Below are 16636 nucleotides of genomic sequence, written 5' to 3' on the forward strand. Positions count from 1 at the left end.
GTCGATGGCTGGGATGCGCTCGTCTGGCCCTCTCCCCTTGTGGGAGAGGGTGGATCGCCGCGCAGCGGCGAGACGGGTGAGGGGTCTGCCTCCGCGAGTCGAGCTAGCAGCTGTGGTCGGGGATAGAACCCCTCATCCGGCGCTTCGCGCCACCTTCTCCCACAAGGGGAGAAGGAAGAGCTCAGGCCGCCGCCTGTCCGAGCGCCGAGACGATGGTGTCGACGACGTCCTCGACCAGGATGCGGTCCTCGCCTTCGCCCATGACGCGGATCACGGGCTCGGTGCCGGAGGAGCGGATCAGCAGGCGGCCATGGCCGTTGAGGCGCTTCTCGCCGTCGGAGATCGCCGATTTGACGTCGGAATCGTCGAGCGGCTTGCCGCCCTTGTGCCGGACGTTCTTGAGGATCTGCGGCAGCGGATCGAAGCGGTGGCAGACTTCCGACACCGGCCGGCGCGACTTCTGTACCACGGCCAGCACCTGCAAGGCGGCAACGAAGCCGTCGCCGGTGGTGGCGTAGTCGGACAGGATGATGTGGCCGGACTGCTCGCCACCGAGATTGTAGCCGCCGCTCAGCATCTGCTCGAGCACGTAGCGGTCGCCGACCGGCGTGCGCACGAGATCGAGCCCCTGCCCTTTCAGGAAGCGCTCGAGCCCGAGATTGGACATCACGGTGGCGACGATGCCCGGCCGCGACAGCCGGCCGTCTTCCTTCCAGCTCTGCGCGATCACCGCGAGCAGCTGGTCGCCGTCGACGACATGGCCGCGCTCGTCGACCAGGATGACGCGATCGGCGTCACCGTCCAGCGCAATGCCGATGTCGGCGCGCATCTCGCGCACCTTCTTCGACAGCGCTTCCGGCGAAGTCGAGCCGCAATCCTTGTTGATGTTGAAGCCATCGGGCTCGACGCCGATCGGCACCACGTCGGCGCCCAGCTCCCACAGCGCTTCCGGCACCACCTTGTAGGCGGCGCCGTTGGCGCAATCGACGACGACGCGCAGCCCGTCGAGCGACAGATCGCGCGGCAGCGTGCGCTTGGCGAATTCGATGTAGCGGTCATGCACGCCGTCGATACGGCGGGCGCGGCCGAGGCTCGCGCTCTGCGCCAGCCGCTTGTCGATGGGCTCGTCGAGCAGCTGCTCGATCTGCTTCTCGACGTCGTCGGAGAGCTTGAAGCCCTGCGGACCGAACAGCTTGATGCCGTTGTCCTCGAACAAATTGTGCGAGGCCGAGATCATCACGCCGAGATCGGCGCGCATCGACTTGGTCAGCATCGCAACCGCCGGCGTCGGCATCGGGCCGACCAGCAGCACGTCCATGCCGACCGAGGTGAAGCCGGCGACCATCGCATATTCGATCATGTAGCCGGACAGGCGGGTGTCCTTGCCGATCACGACCCGATGGCGGTGGTCACCGCGCTGAAACGCAAGGCCCGCGGCCTGGCCGACCTTGAGCGCGAGCTCCGGCGTGATCAGTCCGTTGGCGCGGCCCCTAATCCCGTCCGTCCCGAAATATTTGCGGCTCATATCGTCCCCCACGCAACAACCAGGGAATCCCCTCTACAACCACGGAGTGCCCGAACGGGCCCCGCATCCCTGATTTGCTGAGGTCTTATAAGGCCATCACGGCTAACTTGGCTTCAAAAAATGTGATTAATCATTACGGAATAGGGGCCGCCTTCGCCCCGCTAACTAATTGTTAACACTATATTTCCCGTTAGGGAACCGAAATGGGGCGGAACCCGCCCCTATTTGGAGCGCTTCACATGGCCGTCGCCGCGGCTCGGCGCCGGCTGGGTGACGTTGACGGGATCCGAGCCCGGGAAGGTCTCTTCGAGGCCCTCTTCCAGGGCGTCCTCGAGGTCCTTTTTCTCCTTGATCTCTTCCGGTGTCGGTGCGGCGTGCGGTCTCGTCATGGCACCCTCCTCTCAAACGATTTGGCTGTGCATCCAACCATGCTAGATGACCCCTCGATCTTCCGATGCAAGACTTTCGGATACGAGACGGGCCCGGGGACACGTTCATGAAGCACATCACCTGTATCGACGATCTTCGCGCGCTGCATAAGCGCCGCGTGCCGAAGGCGTTCTTCGATTATTGCGACCGCGGCTCCTATGCCGAGGAGACGCTGCGCGCCAACCGCGAGGACATGCAGGCGATCAAGTTTCGCCAGCGCATCCTGGTCGACGTCTCCAAGCGCGACACCTCGACCACGATCCTCGGCGAGCCCTCGACCATGCCGCTGGTGCTCGCGCCCGTGGGCCTGCTGGGCATGCAGCATGGCGACGGCGAGATCCACGCCTGCCGCGCCGCACAGGCCGCCGGCATCCCGTTCACGCAGTCGACGATGTCGATCTGCTCGATCGAGGACATCGCCGCCAGTGTCGAGAAGCCGTTCTGGTTCCAGCTCTACGTGATGAAGGACCGCGGCTTCATCAAGGCGCTGATCGAACGCGCGATCGCGGCGAAATGCTCGGCGCTGGTGCTGACCGTCGATCTCCAGGTGATCGGCCAGCGCCACCAGGACATCAAGAACGGCATGACCGTGCCGCCGGAATGGTCGCTCTCGAAGCTGATCGATTTCGCCACCAAGCCGGCCTGGGTGTCGGGTGTGTTGCAGGGCAAGCGCCGCACCTTCGGCAATCTCGCCGGCCACCTGAAGGTCAGCGACGACATCACGTCGCTGTCGACCTGGATCAACTCGCAGTTCGACACCTCGCTGAACTGGAACGACATCGATTGGATCCGCAGCATCTGGCCGGGCAAGCTGGTCCTGAAGGGCATTCTCGACGTCGAGGACGCCGAGCTCGCCGCGAAGACCGGCGCGCAGGCGATCGTGGTCTCCAACCATGGCGGCCGGCAGCTCGACGGCGCACCGTCCTCGATCGAGGTGCTGCCCGAGATCGTCGATGCCGTCGGTGACAGGATGGAGATCATGTTCGACGGCGGCATCCGCTCCGGCCAGGACGTGATGCGCGCGCTCGCGCTCGGCGCAAAGTCCTGCATGATCGGCCGCGCCTACGCCTACGGCTTAGGGGCCGGCGGCCAGGCCGGCGTCGCCAAGGCGATCGACATCATCCAGAAGGAACTGCTGACGACCATGGGCCTGTGCGGCGTCAACAGGATCGAGGAAATCGACGATCACATCATTGCGGTGTGACCGCAGCGTCGGTGCCGTAGGGTGGGCAAAGCGAAAGCGTGCCCACTATCCTGCAGGTCTGCGGATCGATGGTGGGCGCGGCGCAGGCACACCTTTGCCCACCCTACGATTCCGAGGCGCTCGAAAGCCTCCACAATCTCGGCTGTCGTCCCGGCGCAGGCCGGGATCGATGACCACAAGCAGGCGCGGTTACGGGGACTCGGAGTGACCTGCTTCGCGCAACAACTTCATCTTGTGGTTATGGATCCCGGATCTGCGCGCGCCTAGGGGCGCGCTTGTCCGGGACGACGGAATTTGTGGCAGTAGTCGCGCCTCATATCTCGCACCCTCACATCGGCGGCGTGATCCCGTCCCTGCCGACGTTGACGCGGTTGGCTTCCAGCGAGCCGTCCTCCTTCTTCGCCGCGCCGAAGATGATCAGCTTGGCGCCCGGCTTGATCTCGGACCTGTCGCTGGCGACGAAGCTGACGATCGGGGTATCCGGCGGCACCACGACTTTCTTCTCGCCGTCCTTGTATTTCACCGTGATGTTCTGACCGTCGGTGCCCTTCACGGTCTGCGTCACGGTGGCGTTGGTCATGGTCGAGTTGGCGCGCGCGTCCCAGGGCCGAAAACCTTCGGCCGCGCCGCGCTGGTTCTCCGGGAAGATATGCACCGCGATCGCCCTCTGGGTGCCGTCGGGCTCCGGCATGGCGATGACGCCGATATAGGAGCCTTCCTTGATCTCCGACAGCTCCGTCTTCACCACGGCGAAGACCGCGACGTTGTCGGTCATGCGCACATTCACGTCGCTGCCTTCGCGCGTCTTGATGTCGAGCATGTTGCCGTCGACGTTCGCGATGGTGCCGCGGATGCGCACCGTCGGCGCCTGCTGCGCCGAGACAGAGGAAACAGCGATAAAGGTCGCGAAGGCTGCCGCGACGGCGCGCGGCATCCAGTTGTTCGGCTTCGGCATGATTATCCCCTCCAGGGAGTTGCGACGGTCAAACACGGCAACCCCGTGTGACCGCCGCTATTCCCGGCCGTGACGATCACATCGGCGGCGTGAGGCCGTCGCGCCCGACGTTGACGCGGTTGGTCTCGAACGAGCCGTCCGGCAACTGCTTCATGAAGGCGATCACCTTGGCGCCGGCCTTCAGGTCGGTCTTGTCGCCGGGCACGAAGGTCACCACCGGCGTGTTGTCGGGGACGAACACCTTCTTCTCGCCGTCCTTGTACTTGACCAGCAGCGTATGGCCGTCACTGCCGACCACGCTCTCCGACACCGTGGCGTTGGTCATGCTCGAGTTGGGCTTGAGGTCATAGGGGCGCGAGCCTTCGCCGGTGCCGCGCATGCTCTCCGGAAACACATGCACCTCGACGGCGTTGTCGCCGCCGTCAGGCCCCGGCACGGTGGTGGCGCCGACGAAGGAGCCGGGCTTGATGTCGGCGAGTGAAATTTTGGTAATGCCGGACACGCGCACATCGGAGGCGATGTGGAGCTTGACGTCCTCGCCGCTGCGCGACTTGACCTGCAGGATGTCGCCGTTGACGCTCTCGATCGTGCCGCGCACCCGCGTCGGCACCGGCGCCCTCTGCGCGAAGGCATAGAGGGTGGAAGCGGCCACCATCGCGACGGCGATGAGCGGACGTGTGAAAGTTGCACGTTGAACAGGCATGATTGTCTCCGATTGTCCCACTGGGATAGAACTCCGGAGGTGGTGCGCTATTCGCCGTTACCCTCTCAAGACTTTGTGAGATCGGCCTCGACCAATGCGCGCAGCTCGTCCGTGACCCGCGGCCGCCGGCCGAACCACAGCTCGAAGCCGCGCACGGCCTGGTGCAGCAGCATGCCGAGACCGTCGGCGGTCCTGAGGCCGCGTGCCTTTGCTGCGGCGAGCAGCGGCGTCACCAGGGGGACATAGACGAGATCGGCGACGACGGCCGCCTGCGGCAGGCGTGCAACATCAACATCGAGTGAAGGCTGACCGCGCATGCCGAGCGAGGTCGTGTTCACGAGAAGTTTTGCACGCGGCAGCACGTCGTCGATCCCGTCCCACGTAACGGGCTGCACGTTCGGCCCGAACTGCTTCGCCAGCGTCTCGGCCCGCGCGATGGTGCGATTGGCGAGATGGATGCGTTTGATGCCGCGCTCGCGCAGGCCGAACACGACCGCGCGCGCGGACCCGCCGGCCCCGAGCACCAGCGCCTCATCGGCCGTGTCCCAGCCGGGCGCGCTGGCATCGAGATTGTTGATGAAGCCCTCGACGTCGGTGTTGGTCGAGCGCAGCTCGCCGTCCTCGAACCACAACGTGTTGGCGGCGCCGACGGCCTTGGCGCGCGCATCGGGCGTCGACAGCGCCAGCACGCCCTCCTTGTGCGGAATGGTGACGTTGGCGCCGACGAAGCCGCGCAGCGACAGCCGCAGCACGAAATCGCGGAGATCCTCGGGCGGGACGGCCTCGATGACATAGCCGCCGGCGATACCGAGCGTGCGCAGCCAATAATGATGGATCAGCGGCGAGCGCGAATGCGCGGCGGGCCATCCGATCAGACAGGCTGCGGGAGCCTTGGTCACGGTCATCTTCTCCCCGGATCGTATCGGAGGCGATCCATTTCGCGTCCCGCGGGCTCTGTCAAGCGCGCGGGCACGATTCCCGCACTGCGCTTCCGCAAGGCCGTGATGCGGCGCCGGCTTGAGAAGGTGCGCGCCGTCAGGTCGCGGCCATATCATCGGCCGCGGACAGAGCCGCGCCGCCCTTGATGTCGGCGACCGCGCGCTCGATGGCCACGCGATAGCGCGCACGGGGCGGGACGCCATGGGTGAGCAGCGCGCGGCGGACGGCGGGCGAGGCGCCGGTGATGAACAGCCGGATGCCCCGGCGATGGGCCTTGGCGGCGACGCGGCCGAGCACGTTGGCCGCCGTCGAATCCAGGAACGGCACCGCGGCGAAATCGACCACCAAGCCCTTGCGCTTGTCGGCGATGCCGTCGAGCACGCTTCCGATCGCGGAGGCGGCGTCGAAGAGAAACGCGCCGGTGATGCGATAGACCAGCACGTCGCGATCGACCAGACAGTCTGGATTGCTTCGCTGCGCTCGCAATGACGGAGAGGAGGAGGCTGCGTGAGTCCAACTTTCGCCGTGCGCTCGGACGCAGCCCCTCACCCCACCCTCTCCCCGTAAGAACGGGGAGAGGGTGGGGTGAGAGCGTGCTTCCCTCACTGCGCGAGAGACAGACTCACGCCGCGTGCTGATGCGCGGCGATGATCTGGTCGGCGGCGCGGCCGGTGACTTCGGCCATGTGGTCGAACGTACGGGTGAAGCTGCCGGCGCCGGCCGTGGCCGAGCGCAGCTCGACGATCAGCTCGCCGATCTCGGCTTCCGGCATCATGGCGCGGACACAGTCCCAGCCGCTCCAGCCGTCGCGGGTGTCGAAGCCGAGGATCTGGCCGCGCCGCGCCGACAGGATCGCGTTGATCTTGGCGGTGGCATCCGTCGGGCAGACGATCTCGACCACATGGATCGGCTCCAGCAATACCGGCTGGCATTGCGGCAGGCCTTCGTTGAGTCCGACCCGCGCGGCGGTGCGGAAGGCGAGATCGGAGGAATCGACGCTGTGATAGGAGCCATCGGTCAGCGTCACCTGCACGTCGGTGACGGGGAAGCCGAGCGGACCGCGCGTGAGCCCGTCGACGACACCTTCTTCCACCGCCGGGATGTAGTTGCGCGGTACCGCGCCGCCCACCACCTTCTCGGCGAATTTGAAGCCGTCGCCGCGTGGCAGCGGCTTGATGTCGAGCACGACATCGCCGAACTGGCCGTGGCCGCCGGACTGCTTCTTGTGACGCCCGCGCTGGGTGATCGGCTTGCGGATGGTCTCCTGATAGCCGATCGCGGGCGGTTGCGAGGTGACCTTGACGCCGAAGCGATCGCGCAGGCGTTCGCTGGCGACGCGCAGATGCATCTCGCCCTGGCCCCACAGCACAGTGTCGTGGGTCTTTGCGTTCTGCACGACCATGAGCGAGGGATCCTCCTCATGCAGCCGCGTCAGCGCCTGGCCGAGCTTGACGTCGTCCTTGCGGTCGGTGGCCGCAACCGAGATCGCAAGCACTGCCGATGTCGGTTCTGCCGTAACCAGCGCCTCCGGCTGGGTCTTGCCGCTCGACACCATGTCGCCGGTCTTGACCGGATCGAGCTTGGCGAGCGCGACCGTGTCGCCGGCTTCCGCCGCGGCGCGCTTGGTGTCGTAGGCACCGTTGACGGCGAGGATGCCAGAGATGCGCCCCGCGCCGCCGGAGGAGGATTGCAGCGTGGCACCGTCGTCGAGATGGCCGGCGAGCAGCCGCGTCAGCGACAGCTTTCCGCCATGCTGCGAATGCAGCGTCTTGAAGACGTAGCCAAGCGCGTCCTTGCTCTCCGGTGCGCCGAGACGCTTTGCAGTCTCCGCAACACCCGGCGCCTCGTGGCGCAGCGCCTTCATCAGGCGCAGCACGCCGTTTTCGCGCGCCGCGGCGCCGAGCAGCACCGGGCAGATCAGCCCTTCGCGCAATTCGCGGGCGAGATCGTCGAACACGGCATCGCGCGGCGGCTGGATGTCTTCGAGCAGTTGTTCCATCAGCGCATCGTCGTGGTCGGCGAGCTTCTCCAGCATCGAGAAGCGGGCCTCCTTCTCGCGGTCGCGATCGCCGCCTGCGAGCGCGATGACCTCGGAGGCCTTGTGCTCGCGATAGATGAAAGCGCGCTCCAGCGCGAGATCGACGAAGCCCTCGATCAACTCGTCCTTCCAGATCGGGATCTGGCGCAGCACCAGCGGCACGCGCGAGGCGGGCTGGAGCGTTGCGAGCGTCTCGCGGATGCGCTTGTTGGCGCGGTCGATCTTGTTGAGGAACAGGAAACGCGGAATCTTCAGCTCCTCCAGCTCGCGCAGGATGATCTGAAGCTGGGGCAGCTTCTTCTCGTCGGCTTCGCAGACCACGACCGCGGCATCGACCGCGGGCAACGCGGCGCGCATGTCGTGGGCGAATTCGACGGAACCGGGACAGTCGAGGAAGGTGTAGCTGTCGCCCATGAAACTCGTGGTGGCGGCAGTGAGGCCGACGGTCATCTTGTGATGACGGGCCTCGGGCGTGGCGTCGCCGACGGAAGTTCCGGCATCGACGCTGCCGGCACGCGGGATTGCGCCCGTTCGTGCCAATATCGCTTCAAGAAGTGTGGTTTTACCGCTTTGGAATGGGCCCACCAGCGCAATGCACCGTGGACCTCGGGGACTTCTGACGTCTTGTCCCATTCGCCGCCTCCTTGGTGTGGAGCTCGGCCCATGATTGGGTCGGCAAACGCGGATGCTCTGCCCGTCCCCGAGATTTGGCAAGCGTCAAACGTCGCTGCGGTGCGTCCTTGTGATCGCGCCGGTGGAACGGCGCGATCACACGCATAATTGTTAACGGCCGGGGCGGAGTTCCAGGCTTTCGAGGCCGGCGGCGACGTTGAGTCCGACCTGGCCCTGCACGCTGAGCGGCTGGAGCGCGATCGAATTGTTGGAGCCGCCGACCAGCGCATTGCCACCGATACCGACGCCGACCGAAGCGCTACCCTGCGCGCCGGCATAATTGCCCGAGAGATCGCCGGGGCCGAGCCGGTCGACCGGCGCGAACACGCCCCAGGCCAGCGTCGTCTCCTGGGTGATGCCGATGTCGAGACCGACTTTGCGGATGGTCGCGACATAGCGATCCTCCGGCAAACCGTCGGCACGCAGGACGCAGCCGAGATTGGTCACCGATCCCACGATGAAGCCAACGCTGGCACCGCCGCGGCATTCGAGCACGCCAACCCGGACCATCCGCTGCTGCTGAGCGTCGCTGTTTGCGACGGAGACAACGAGGCTGGCGGCAGTGAGCCCGGCGAAGATGAACGAACGGCGCATGAATGTCTCCGGCGATGAATGTGATGCGAGCAGAGAGTCGCGCCTGCAAGCGAGGCGCGACGTTCTATGCCACAAGAGTCGTAGTGGTGCCAGATCACGCGTGACGATAAGCGTGCAAACAATAAAAAGGCCCGCCAGAGGCGGGCCTTTTCGATAGGTATTTGCGACAGGCTCAGCGAAGATTGCCGCAGAAGCGCTGGATGCGCTTGCAGGCGTCTTCGAGGTCCGAGGTCTTGGTCGCGTAGGAGATGCGGAACGCCGGGCCGAGGCCGAAGGCCGACCCCTGCACTACGGCGACGCCTTCGGTCTCCAGCAGCTCGGTGACGAACTGCTCGTCGTTGGAGATCACGTTGCCCGACGGCGCTTTCTTGCCGATCGTGCCGGCGCAGGACGGATAGACGTAGAACGCACCCTCGGGGCGCGGGCACTCGATGCCGTTCGCCTGGTTGAGCATGGAGACGACGAGGTCGCGGCGCTCCTTGAACACCTTGTTGTTGGCGGGGATGAAGTCCTGCGGACCGTTCAGCGCCTCCACCGAGGCCCACTGCGCGATCGAGCACGGGTTCGAGGTCGACTGCGACTGGATGGTCGCCATCGCCTTGATGAGCTGGGCAGGGCCGCCGGCATAGCCGATGCGCCATCCGGTCATGCAATAGGCCTTCGACACGCCGTTCACGGTGAGCGTGCGGTCGTAGAGGCTGGGCTCGACCTGCGCGACCGTGGTGAACTGGAAGTCGTCATAGACGAGGTGCTCGTACATGTCGTCGGTCATCACCCACACATGCGGGTGCTTGACCAGCACGTCGGTGAGCGCCTTCAGCTCGGCCCTGGTGTAGGCAGCGCCGGTCGGGTTCGACGGCGAGCACAGGATCACCCATTTGGTCTTCGGCGTGATCGCGCGCTCGAGCGCTTCCGCCCCGAGCTTGAAGCCGGTCGCCGCGGTGCAGACCACCGGTACCGGCTCGCCGCCGGCGAGCGCCACCATCTCGGGATAGCTGACCCAGTACGGCGCCGGGATGATCACCTCGTCGCCCGGATTGATGGTCGCCATCAGCGCGTTGTAGAGCACCTGCTTGCCGCCGGTGCCGACGATGACCTGGTTCGGCTTGTAGACGACGCCGTTCTCGCGCTGAAACTTCGCGATGATGGCTTCCTTCAGCTCGGGGATGCCGTCGACCGCGGTGTACTTGGTCTTGCCGGCTTCGATGGCGTGGATCGCCGCCAGCTTGATGTTGGCGGGCGTGTCGAAGTCGGGCTCGCCGGCACCTAAGCCGATGACGTTGCGGCCCGCCGCTTTCAGCGCGCGTGCTTTATCCGTGACCGCGATGGTCGCGGACGGCTTCACACGGTCGAGCGCAGCGGCAAGGAAGGACATCGTCATCTCCTGACAAGCGTCGTGACCCATGGGTCGTCACGACTCTGATTGTGGGAATGAAGCCACCCTAAAACGTGTGCCGCTGCGCCGCAAGAAACTTCGGCCCGATCTCGAAAAAGTTTACGGATTCCGGCGTTTCGAGGCGGGATTTCCCGCAATATTCCGTAACTTTGCCGTCCGAATCCCTCATATCCGGCAAGGCCTGTCCTCGGAGCAATTTTGCGTGTTTGCCGTCGCCAAACCAGACCGTCGTCATGCCCAGGCTTAGCCGTCCGAAGGACCCGGGCATCCACGTTCTTTCTGCCGTGCGGCGAGGCGTGGATGGCCGGGACATAGGCGAGCGAAAGCGACGCCGTCCTTCGGACGGCTATGCCCGGCCATCACGATGTGGAAGCATGGCGCCCTGAACCGATCGCCCCTCTCGCGGAGCAACGCATCCACACGTTGACGCAAGCGTGATCTGATTTGCATCGTCGCGTGGAAATGATCTTCCGTGGCGTTGCAGTGCGGTAGGTTTTCGAGTTTTTCTATTGGCTGGCTCTTGCGGCGGATTCGCATCGGCATCATTGTTTAGCCGCGTTGCGGGGCAACAAGCGCCGCGCCTTCCCGTCCTCGGTTTAGAACTCCCAGAATGTACAAGCTCTATTCGATGCAACGCTCCGGCAACAGCTACAAGGTCCGCCTTGCGCTGGCGCTGTTGAACTTGCCTTACGAAGCGGTCGAGGTGGACATTCTGCGCGGCGAGAGCCGGACGCCGGACTTTCTGTCCAAGAACCCGTCAGGCCAGGTGCCGCTTCTCGAGGTCGACGGCAACCGTTATCTCGCCGAGTCCAACGCCATCCTCTGGTACGTCGCCGTCGGCACGCCGCTCGCGCCGGAGAACCGCATCGATCGCGCCGAGGCGCTGCAATGGATGTTCTTCGAGCAGCACGCGCTCGAGCCGAACATCGGCGCCGCCTATTTCTGGCTGTCGCTGGTCAAGGGCGGCCGCGACCTCCAGACCCATTCGCTGGAGGACTGGATGGAACGCGGCTATGGCGCGCTCCAGGTGATGGAGAACCATCTCAAGACCAACGCCTATTTTGCCGCGCGCCAGCTCACGGTCGCCGACATCGCGCTGTACGGCTACACCCATCTCGCCGACCGCTGCGATTTCGACCTTTCGACCTTCCCGGCGATCCGGGACTGGCTGAAGCGCGTCGAGGCCGCGCCCGGCTTCGTCGCGATGGACTGGCGGCCGGCCGACATCGACGACCCCGCCAGCATCGCCGCCAGCGCCTGATGGCGCGGGCCTGGGCGAATAGCGGGCATAAGCGTCGTCTTTGCCGCAATCCCGCCATTTTCGTTGCGGCAGCCGCCGCAATATTGCCGGTTGAAACTGGGAAATTCTGGAACGTCGCGGGTGATTCGCTCGCACGTTGAAGGATTTAGACCCATGATTCGGGCGTCCGGCACGGCAGGCTTTCAGGGCCAACCCGCTACCGTTTCGTCTTCCCGGCTGACCAACGCGGTCGCGGCCTCGCTCGCCGTCGCCGCGCTCTCGCTGTGCCTGATCGTCACCCTGACGGTGCTGTCGACTAAGGCGACCATGGCGATGGGCCTGCCGGTCTGATTCCCGTTTCATCCTGGACCAGCCTTCAGGGCGCCGCGTGACCCGCGCCGACCGGCATCGCGACAGGACGTCGATGAAGTCACCTGTGGTAGTCGTTGCAATCACCCTGACTGCGGCCATCCTGGTCGCGGCCTCGCTGTTGATTTTCACCGGCATGCGCAAGAGCTCGGGCACCTCGACGCTGAATGCGCCCGCGTCGCAGCAACGCGTCAGGCACGCGCACTTGGTCTAAAATCATCCGAAAGCTTTGCGCACCGTCGCAAGCCGCCCTTAAGCACTTCGCACGAATTCGCACCGCACCGGTGCAACCATCAGTCACTGTTGCCGCCTTACCTCGTTCAGGGAGGAACGAGACAGGCCCATGCGATACGGATGGCGTGCGATCTGTGGTCCGGTGCTGACAGCGGCGACCCTGCTGCTGGCGATCCTTTTCGATCGCGCCATCCCCTCGCCCGCACCGCTGCTCGTCTGCATCGTGGCGCTTGCGGGCGCGCTGTCGGGTTTCGCCTCCGCCATCACCAGCGCAGCCTTCGCCGTGACCGGCACGGTGCTGCTCCTGTTCTTCCACCGAGCAATGCCCTTGGCGACCGCGGATCTGGTGCAGCTCGGCCTCCTCGCGGTGACGACCGCCGGCACTGCCGCGATCAGCGGCCTGATGCGCGAGCGGCTGCTCGGCACCTTTGCCGCCGAGCGCCAGAGCCACGCCACCGCCGCGCGGCTGTCGGCCGCGCTCGACCAGGTCGATATCGGCATCGTGCTGCTGGATGCCGAGACGCGCGCCGAATTCATCAACCGCGCGTTCCGCGATTATTTTGCGGTGCCGGACGACATCGCCGACGGCAAACCGCCCTTCGTCGCGCTGATGTATCACGGCCGCGACACCGGCGCGTTCGAGCTGCCGGAGGACGAGCTCGCCACCTTCATCGCGCAGCGCATGGAGATGGTGCGCATCGGCGATGCCACGCCGATCAACATCGCCTTGCGCAGTGGCGAGGTGCTGCGCTTCGTCTGCGCCGCGCTGCCCGACGGCGGGCGCATGCTGAGCTACACCCCGGTAACCGACCTCGTGCGCCACACCGATGCGCCCTCGCGCGCCGACTATTACCGTTCGCTGCGCGACCCCACCGGCCGCAGGCTGATCCGGCACCTGCGCGCCGCGGAATAGCGTCACAGCACGATTGATCGACGCGCCCTTCATCACGTATGAAGGTTGCTTCATCGATCGCGGAATTTCCAGATGTCGCTCACCGTTCGCTCCGTCACCAAGCAGGACTACGATCAATGGCTGCCGCTGTGGGACGGCTACAACGCCTTCTACGGCCGCTCGGGCCCGACCGCGCTCGCGCCCGAGATCACGCGGATGACGTGGCAGCGCTTCTTCGACGCCTATGAACCCGTGCATGCGCTGGTCGCCGAAAGCGACGGCCGGCTGCTCGGGCTGACGCACTACCTATTCCATCGCAGCACCACCGCGATCGAGCCGTCCTGCTATTTGCAGGATCTGTTCACGCTGGAGGCCGCGCGCGGCAAGGGCGTCGCCTCGGCGCTGATCCATGGCGTGTACGAGCGGGCGAAACTGGCGGGATCGCCGCGGGTCTACTGGCAGACGCACGAGACCAACGTCACGGCGCAGCGCCTGTACGACAAGGTCGCGGAGCGGTCCGGCTTCATCGTCTATCGCAAGCTGTTCTAATCCCGCGCGCAGCCTGTGGATAACTACCGCTGTCACCTACGCGTTACATAGCGGGACTAGGCTCCACCTGCGTCTGATCAGGCCCCCCGTCACCGATCAAGCGCCCCAAAGCGGTCCCCGTCAGTCGCCGCGTCTGACAGGGGCCGCATTTTTTTGTCCGCTCTGCCGGCATGGCAGCAGCGCGGCGAGCAGCTTGCTGGCGCGGTGCACCGCGGTCACAATGTGCTGCTGCTCGTCTCACAGGATCTCCCATGGAAATTCGCAATCTCGGCGCCTCCGGCCTTCGCGTGTCTGCGGTCGGGCTCGGCTGCAACAATTTCGGCCAGCGCACCGACCTGGAGACCTCGCGCAAGGTGATCCATCGCGCGCTCGACCTCGGCATCACGCTGTTCGACACCGCCGACATCTATTCGAACATGGGCGGCTCGGAAAACGTGCTCGGCACTGTGCTGGGCGATCGCCGCAAGGACATCGTGCTGGCGACGAAATATTCCAAGCCGATGGCGGAGGACGGAACCAAGCAGGGCGCCTCGCGCCGCTACATCATGGCCGCCGTGGAAGCGAGCCTGAAGCGGCTGAAGACCGACTACATTGATCTCTACCAGCAGCACGACTATGACCCGCTGACGCCGATCGAGGAGAGCTTGCGCGCGCTCGACGATCTCGTCCGGCAGGGCAAGGTCCGCTACATCGGCAATTCGAACTTTCCGGCCTGGCGGATCGCCGAGGCCGAGTACGTCGCACGCGCGATGAATGTCAGCCGCTTCGTCTCCTGCCAGGACGAATATTCCCTGGTGGTGCGCGACATCGAGAAGGACTTGCTGCCGGCAGCAACGGAATACAAGCTCGGCCTGTTGCCGTTCTTCCCGCTCGCCAGCGGACTCCTGACCGGAAAGTACCGGAAGGGCGAGAGCGCGCCTGACGACACCCGCTTCGGCAAGGTGCCGCGGCTGCGCGACCGCTACGTCACTCCGCGCAACGAGGACATCGTCGAGAAGCTCCAGGCCTTCGCCAAGGCGCGCGGCCACAGCATGCTCGAGCTTGCCTTCTCCTGGCTCGCCGCGCGCCCGCAGGTGTCGAGCGTGATCGCCGGCGCCACCCGCGTCGAGCAGATCGAGGAAAACGTCAAGGCGATCGCGTGGAAGCTCAGCACTGATGATCTTGCCGAGATCGACACGATCACCCTGGGCTGACGTTTGAAGCGCGGCGCTATTTCGCGCCGCGCCCCACCGTCTGCATCACTTCGAAGCCTTCGAATTGCGGATGGCCGAGATAAAGCGGCTTGTTGTCGCCGGCCTTGTGATGCGCGGCCCGAAAAGCCTCCGACTTGGTCCACGCCTCGAACGCCGCGTGGTTCGCCCACACGGTGTGCGAGGCATACAGCGTGTGGTCCTCGAGCTCGGGGCCGCGCAGCAGATGGAATTCGACGAAGCCCGGCACCTTGTCCAGATGCGTGTCGCGCGAGAGCCAGACCTGCTCGAAGGCGGCCTCGGAGCCCTTGGCGACGCGGAAGCGGTTCATGGCGATGTACATGGGTGGTCTCTCCTGATGCTCAGGCGATTATCTCGTCATTCCGGGATGCGCCGCAAGGCGCAGGCCCGGAATCCATAACCCCGATCGGGAGTATGGATTCCGGGCTCGCGCCAAGAGGCGCGCCCCGGAATGACGGCGTTTGTGGATTAGGCCACCAATCCCTTCATCGGCCTTGCGCTTGCGCTGTCCGGGAACACCGTCTCGGCCAGCACGCGATCGGACAGGCCGAACTGGCCTTGCAGCACGCCCTTGATCACGGAGCGCAGGTCGGTGGTGGGCTTGAGGTCGCGGGCCTCATAGAGGTTGGCGGGCTTGAGGCCCGGCCAGTCGGAGATGACGCGGCCGCCCTTCACCGCGCCGCCGGCGAGCAGCGCGACGGTGGCGGTGCCGTGATCGGTGCCGTCGGTGCCGTTGATGCGCGCGGTGCGGCCGAATTCGGTGGCGACGACGACGACGGTATCGCGCCAGCGCTCGCCGAGGCCGTTCTCGAATTCGGCGAGCGCGCCGTCGAGCCCGCCGAGCAGGAAGGCGAGACGCCCGACCGGGCCGCCTTCATTGGCGTGCGTATCCCAGCCGTCGAAGGCGAGCGCGGCGATGCGCGGGCCGTCGTCGGCCGCCATCAGCTTGGCGGCTCCGCGCGCGACCTGGCGCATCTGCGCGACCTGATTGCCGCCCTTCGGCTTCATGTCGTCGCCGCTTGCGGCCTTCTCCAACTGGAGGCCCTGCGAGAGGGCCATCGCCAACGCGGGATCGCGGTGACGGTAGAGATCGACGAGCCGCATCGCGGTGTCGTCGTCGGCCTGCGGCAGCGCCACCGGTGCCCAGCCGACGGTCGGCGCATTGCCGCGCAGCACCAGCGGCGTGGTCGGGCCGACGGCAAGGCCGCTCGAGACGCGCTCGCCGCGCGGCAGCGCTTCCAGCGCGCGGTTGAGCCAGCCGGACTGCACCCGGCCGGGGCCGGCATAGCCGCTTTCGAGCACGTCCTGGCCGTCGAAATGCGAACGGTCGCGGTAGGGCGTCGCCACCGCGTGGATCACCGCGGCATGCATGTCGCGATACATCCGCGCGAACTCCGGCATTGCCGGATGCAGCGCGAAGAAGGAATCGAGCATGATCGCGGGATGCGCGCCGTCCGACGCGAGCGCGATCGACCCGTGCAGGCCGGCATAATCGGGGTCGCCGACCGGCGCGACGGTCGAGAGCCCGTCGAGCGCACCGCGCAGGATCACCACGATCAGCCTGGGATCGCGACCGTCGGCTGCGCGCGCGAATTTCGGCAAATAGGCCCAGGCCGCGAAGGAGGCCCCGCCGAGCAGGAGGCCGCGGCGCGAGGTGAGGAGCCGGTTCTCGACGCAGTCGATCAT

The 16636-nt window shown here is 65.8% G+C and carries 18 protein-coding genes and 1 pseudogene; 7 read left to right on the forward strand and 12 right to left on the reverse strand.

From position 1 onward, the window contains the following. Positions 1-181: 181 nt before the first annotated feature. The gene (gene glmM / locus EI171_RS42355) at positions 182-1525 is read right to left on the reverse strand and encodes a phosphoglucosamine mutase (RefSeq protein ID WP_028174702.1); all 1344 of its coding nucleotides are present in this window, start codon (positions 1523-1525) and stop codon (positions 182-184) included. Between the two features lie 221 nt (positions 1526-1746). Continuing rightward, positions 1747-1914 (reverse strand): hypothetical protein, encoded by a 168-nt coding sequence (locus tag EI171_RS45185; protein ID WP_165448176.1) that lies wholly within the window; start codon positions 1912-1914, stop codon positions 1747-1749. A 107-nt stretch (positions 1915-2021) separates the two neighbouring features. Here EI171_RS45185 and EI171_RS42360 point away from each other — a divergent pair, with 107 nt between their 5' ends. After that, positions 2022-3158 carry an alpha-hydroxy acid oxidase gene (locus tag EI171_RS42360; RefSeq protein WP_161536686.1) on the forward strand — a complete coding sequence of 379 codons (1137 nt, stop codon included), beginning with the start codon at positions 2022-2024 and terminating at the stop codon, positions 3156-3158. Positions 3159-3486: 328 nt separating this feature from the next. On the opposite strand, the gene EI171_RS42365 is transcribed toward EI171_RS42360, so the two are convergent. The 8 genes and pseudogenes from EI171_RS42365 to EI171_RS42400 form a co-directional block, all read right to left on the reverse strand. Next, positions 3487-4092, reverse strand: a complete 606-nt coding sequence (locus EI171_RS42365) for a hypothetical protein (RefSeq protein ID WP_161537185.1) — start codon at positions 4090-4092, stop codon at positions 3487-3489. A 97-nt stretch (positions 4093-4189) separates the two neighbouring features. Further along, entirely contained in the window at positions 4190-4816 is a 627-nt protein-coding gene (locus EI171_RS42370; RefSeq protein ID WP_028174699.1) for a hypothetical protein, read from the reverse strand. Between the two features lie 65 nt (positions 4817-4881). Further along, positions 4882-5721 (reverse strand): shikimate dehydrogenase, encoded by an 840-nt coding sequence (locus EI171_RS42375; protein WP_161536687.1) that lies wholly within the window; start codon positions 5719-5721, stop codon positions 4882-4884. Positions 5722-5851: 130 nt separating this feature from the next. Further along, positions 5852-6223: pseudogene (locus EI171_RS42380) on the reverse strand (sodium-independent anion transporter); the annotation flags it as partial. 154 nt (positions 6224-6377) lie between these two features. Beyond that, positions 6378-8426: an elongation factor G gene (locus tag EI171_RS42385; protein ID WP_161536688.1), complete on the reverse strand. Its 2049-nt coding sequence runs from the start codon at positions 8424-8426 to the stop codon at positions 6378-6380. Between the two features lie 150 nt (positions 8427-8576). Then, complete coding sequence (locus tag EI171_RS42390) at positions 8577-9059, reverse strand: DUF992 domain-containing protein (RefSeq protein ID WP_028174695.1); 483 nt, start codon at positions 9057-9059, stop codon at positions 8577-8579. Positions 9060-9231: 172 nt separating this feature from the next. Beyond that, positions 9232-10434: a pyridoxal phosphate-dependent aminotransferase gene (locus EI171_RS42395; protein ID WP_028174694.1), complete on the reverse strand. Its 1203-nt coding sequence runs from the start codon at positions 10432-10434 to the stop codon at positions 9232-9234. 67 nt (positions 10435-10501) lie between these two features. Then, the gene (locus tag EI171_RS42400) at positions 10502-10690 is read right to left on the reverse strand and encodes a hypothetical protein (RefSeq protein ID WP_038965400.1); all 189 of its coding nucleotides are present in this window, start codon (positions 10688-10690) and stop codon (positions 10502-10504) included. Between the two features lie 375 nt (positions 10691-11065). On the opposite strand from EI171_RS42400, the gene EI171_RS42405 reads away from it, so the two are divergent. The 6 genes from EI171_RS42405 to EI171_RS42420 all read left to right on the forward strand — a co-directional run bounded on the left by EI171_RS42405 (position 11066) and on the right by EI171_RS42420 (position 14932). Next, entirely contained in the window at positions 11066-11716 is a 651-nt protein-coding gene (locus EI171_RS42405; protein ID WP_011090153.1) for a glutathione S-transferase family protein, read from the forward strand. A 153-nt stretch (positions 11717-11869) separates the two neighbouring features. Beyond that, a complete protein-coding gene (locus EI171_RS45190) occupies positions 11870-12046 on the forward strand; it encodes a hypothetical protein (protein WP_007596747.1) in 177 nt (58 codons plus the stop codon). A 37-nt stretch (positions 12047-12083) separates the two neighbouring features. Next, positions 12084-12278 carry a hypothetical protein gene (locus tag EI171_RS45195; RefSeq protein WP_074077493.1) on the forward strand — a complete coding sequence of 65 codons (195 nt, stop codon included), beginning with the start codon at positions 12084-12086 and terminating at the stop codon, positions 12276-12278. 129 nt (positions 12279-12407) lie between these two features. After that, a complete protein-coding gene (locus EI171_RS42410) occupies positions 12408-13211 on the forward strand; it encodes a PAS-domain containing protein (RefSeq protein ID WP_011090155.1) in 804 nt (267 codons plus the stop codon). Between the two features lie 72 nt (positions 13212-13283). Beyond that, the gene (locus EI171_RS42415; protein ID WP_027548413.1) at positions 13284-13739 is read left to right on the forward strand and encodes a GNAT family N-acetyltransferase; all 456 of its coding nucleotides are present in this window, start codon (positions 13284-13286) and stop codon (positions 13737-13739) included. A 251-nt stretch (positions 13740-13990) separates the two neighbouring features. Then, positions 13991-14932, forward strand: coding sequence for an aldo/keto reductase (locus EI171_RS42420; protein ID WP_161536689.1), 942 nt, complete (start codon positions 13991-13993; stop codon positions 14930-14932). Between the two features lie 16 nt (positions 14933-14948). On the opposite strand, the gene EI171_RS42425 is transcribed toward EI171_RS42420, so the two are convergent. Continuing rightward, complete coding sequence (locus tag EI171_RS42425; RefSeq protein ID WP_008544592.1) at positions 14949-15272, reverse strand: antibiotic biosynthesis monooxygenase; 324 nt, start codon at positions 15270-15272, stop codon at positions 14949-14951. A 146-nt stretch (positions 15273-15418) separates the two neighbouring features. Continuing rightward, positions 15419-16636: a DUF1501 domain-containing protein gene (locus EI171_RS42430; protein ID WP_161536690.1), complete on the reverse strand. Its 1218-nt coding sequence runs from the start codon at positions 16634-16636 to the stop codon at positions 15419-15421.

The sequence above is a fragment of the Bradyrhizobium sp. LCT2 genome, from assembly GCF_009931255.1.
Lineage (GTDB): Bacteria > Pseudomonadota > Alphaproteobacteria > Rhizobiales > Xanthobacteraceae > Bradyrhizobium > Bradyrhizobium diazoefficiens.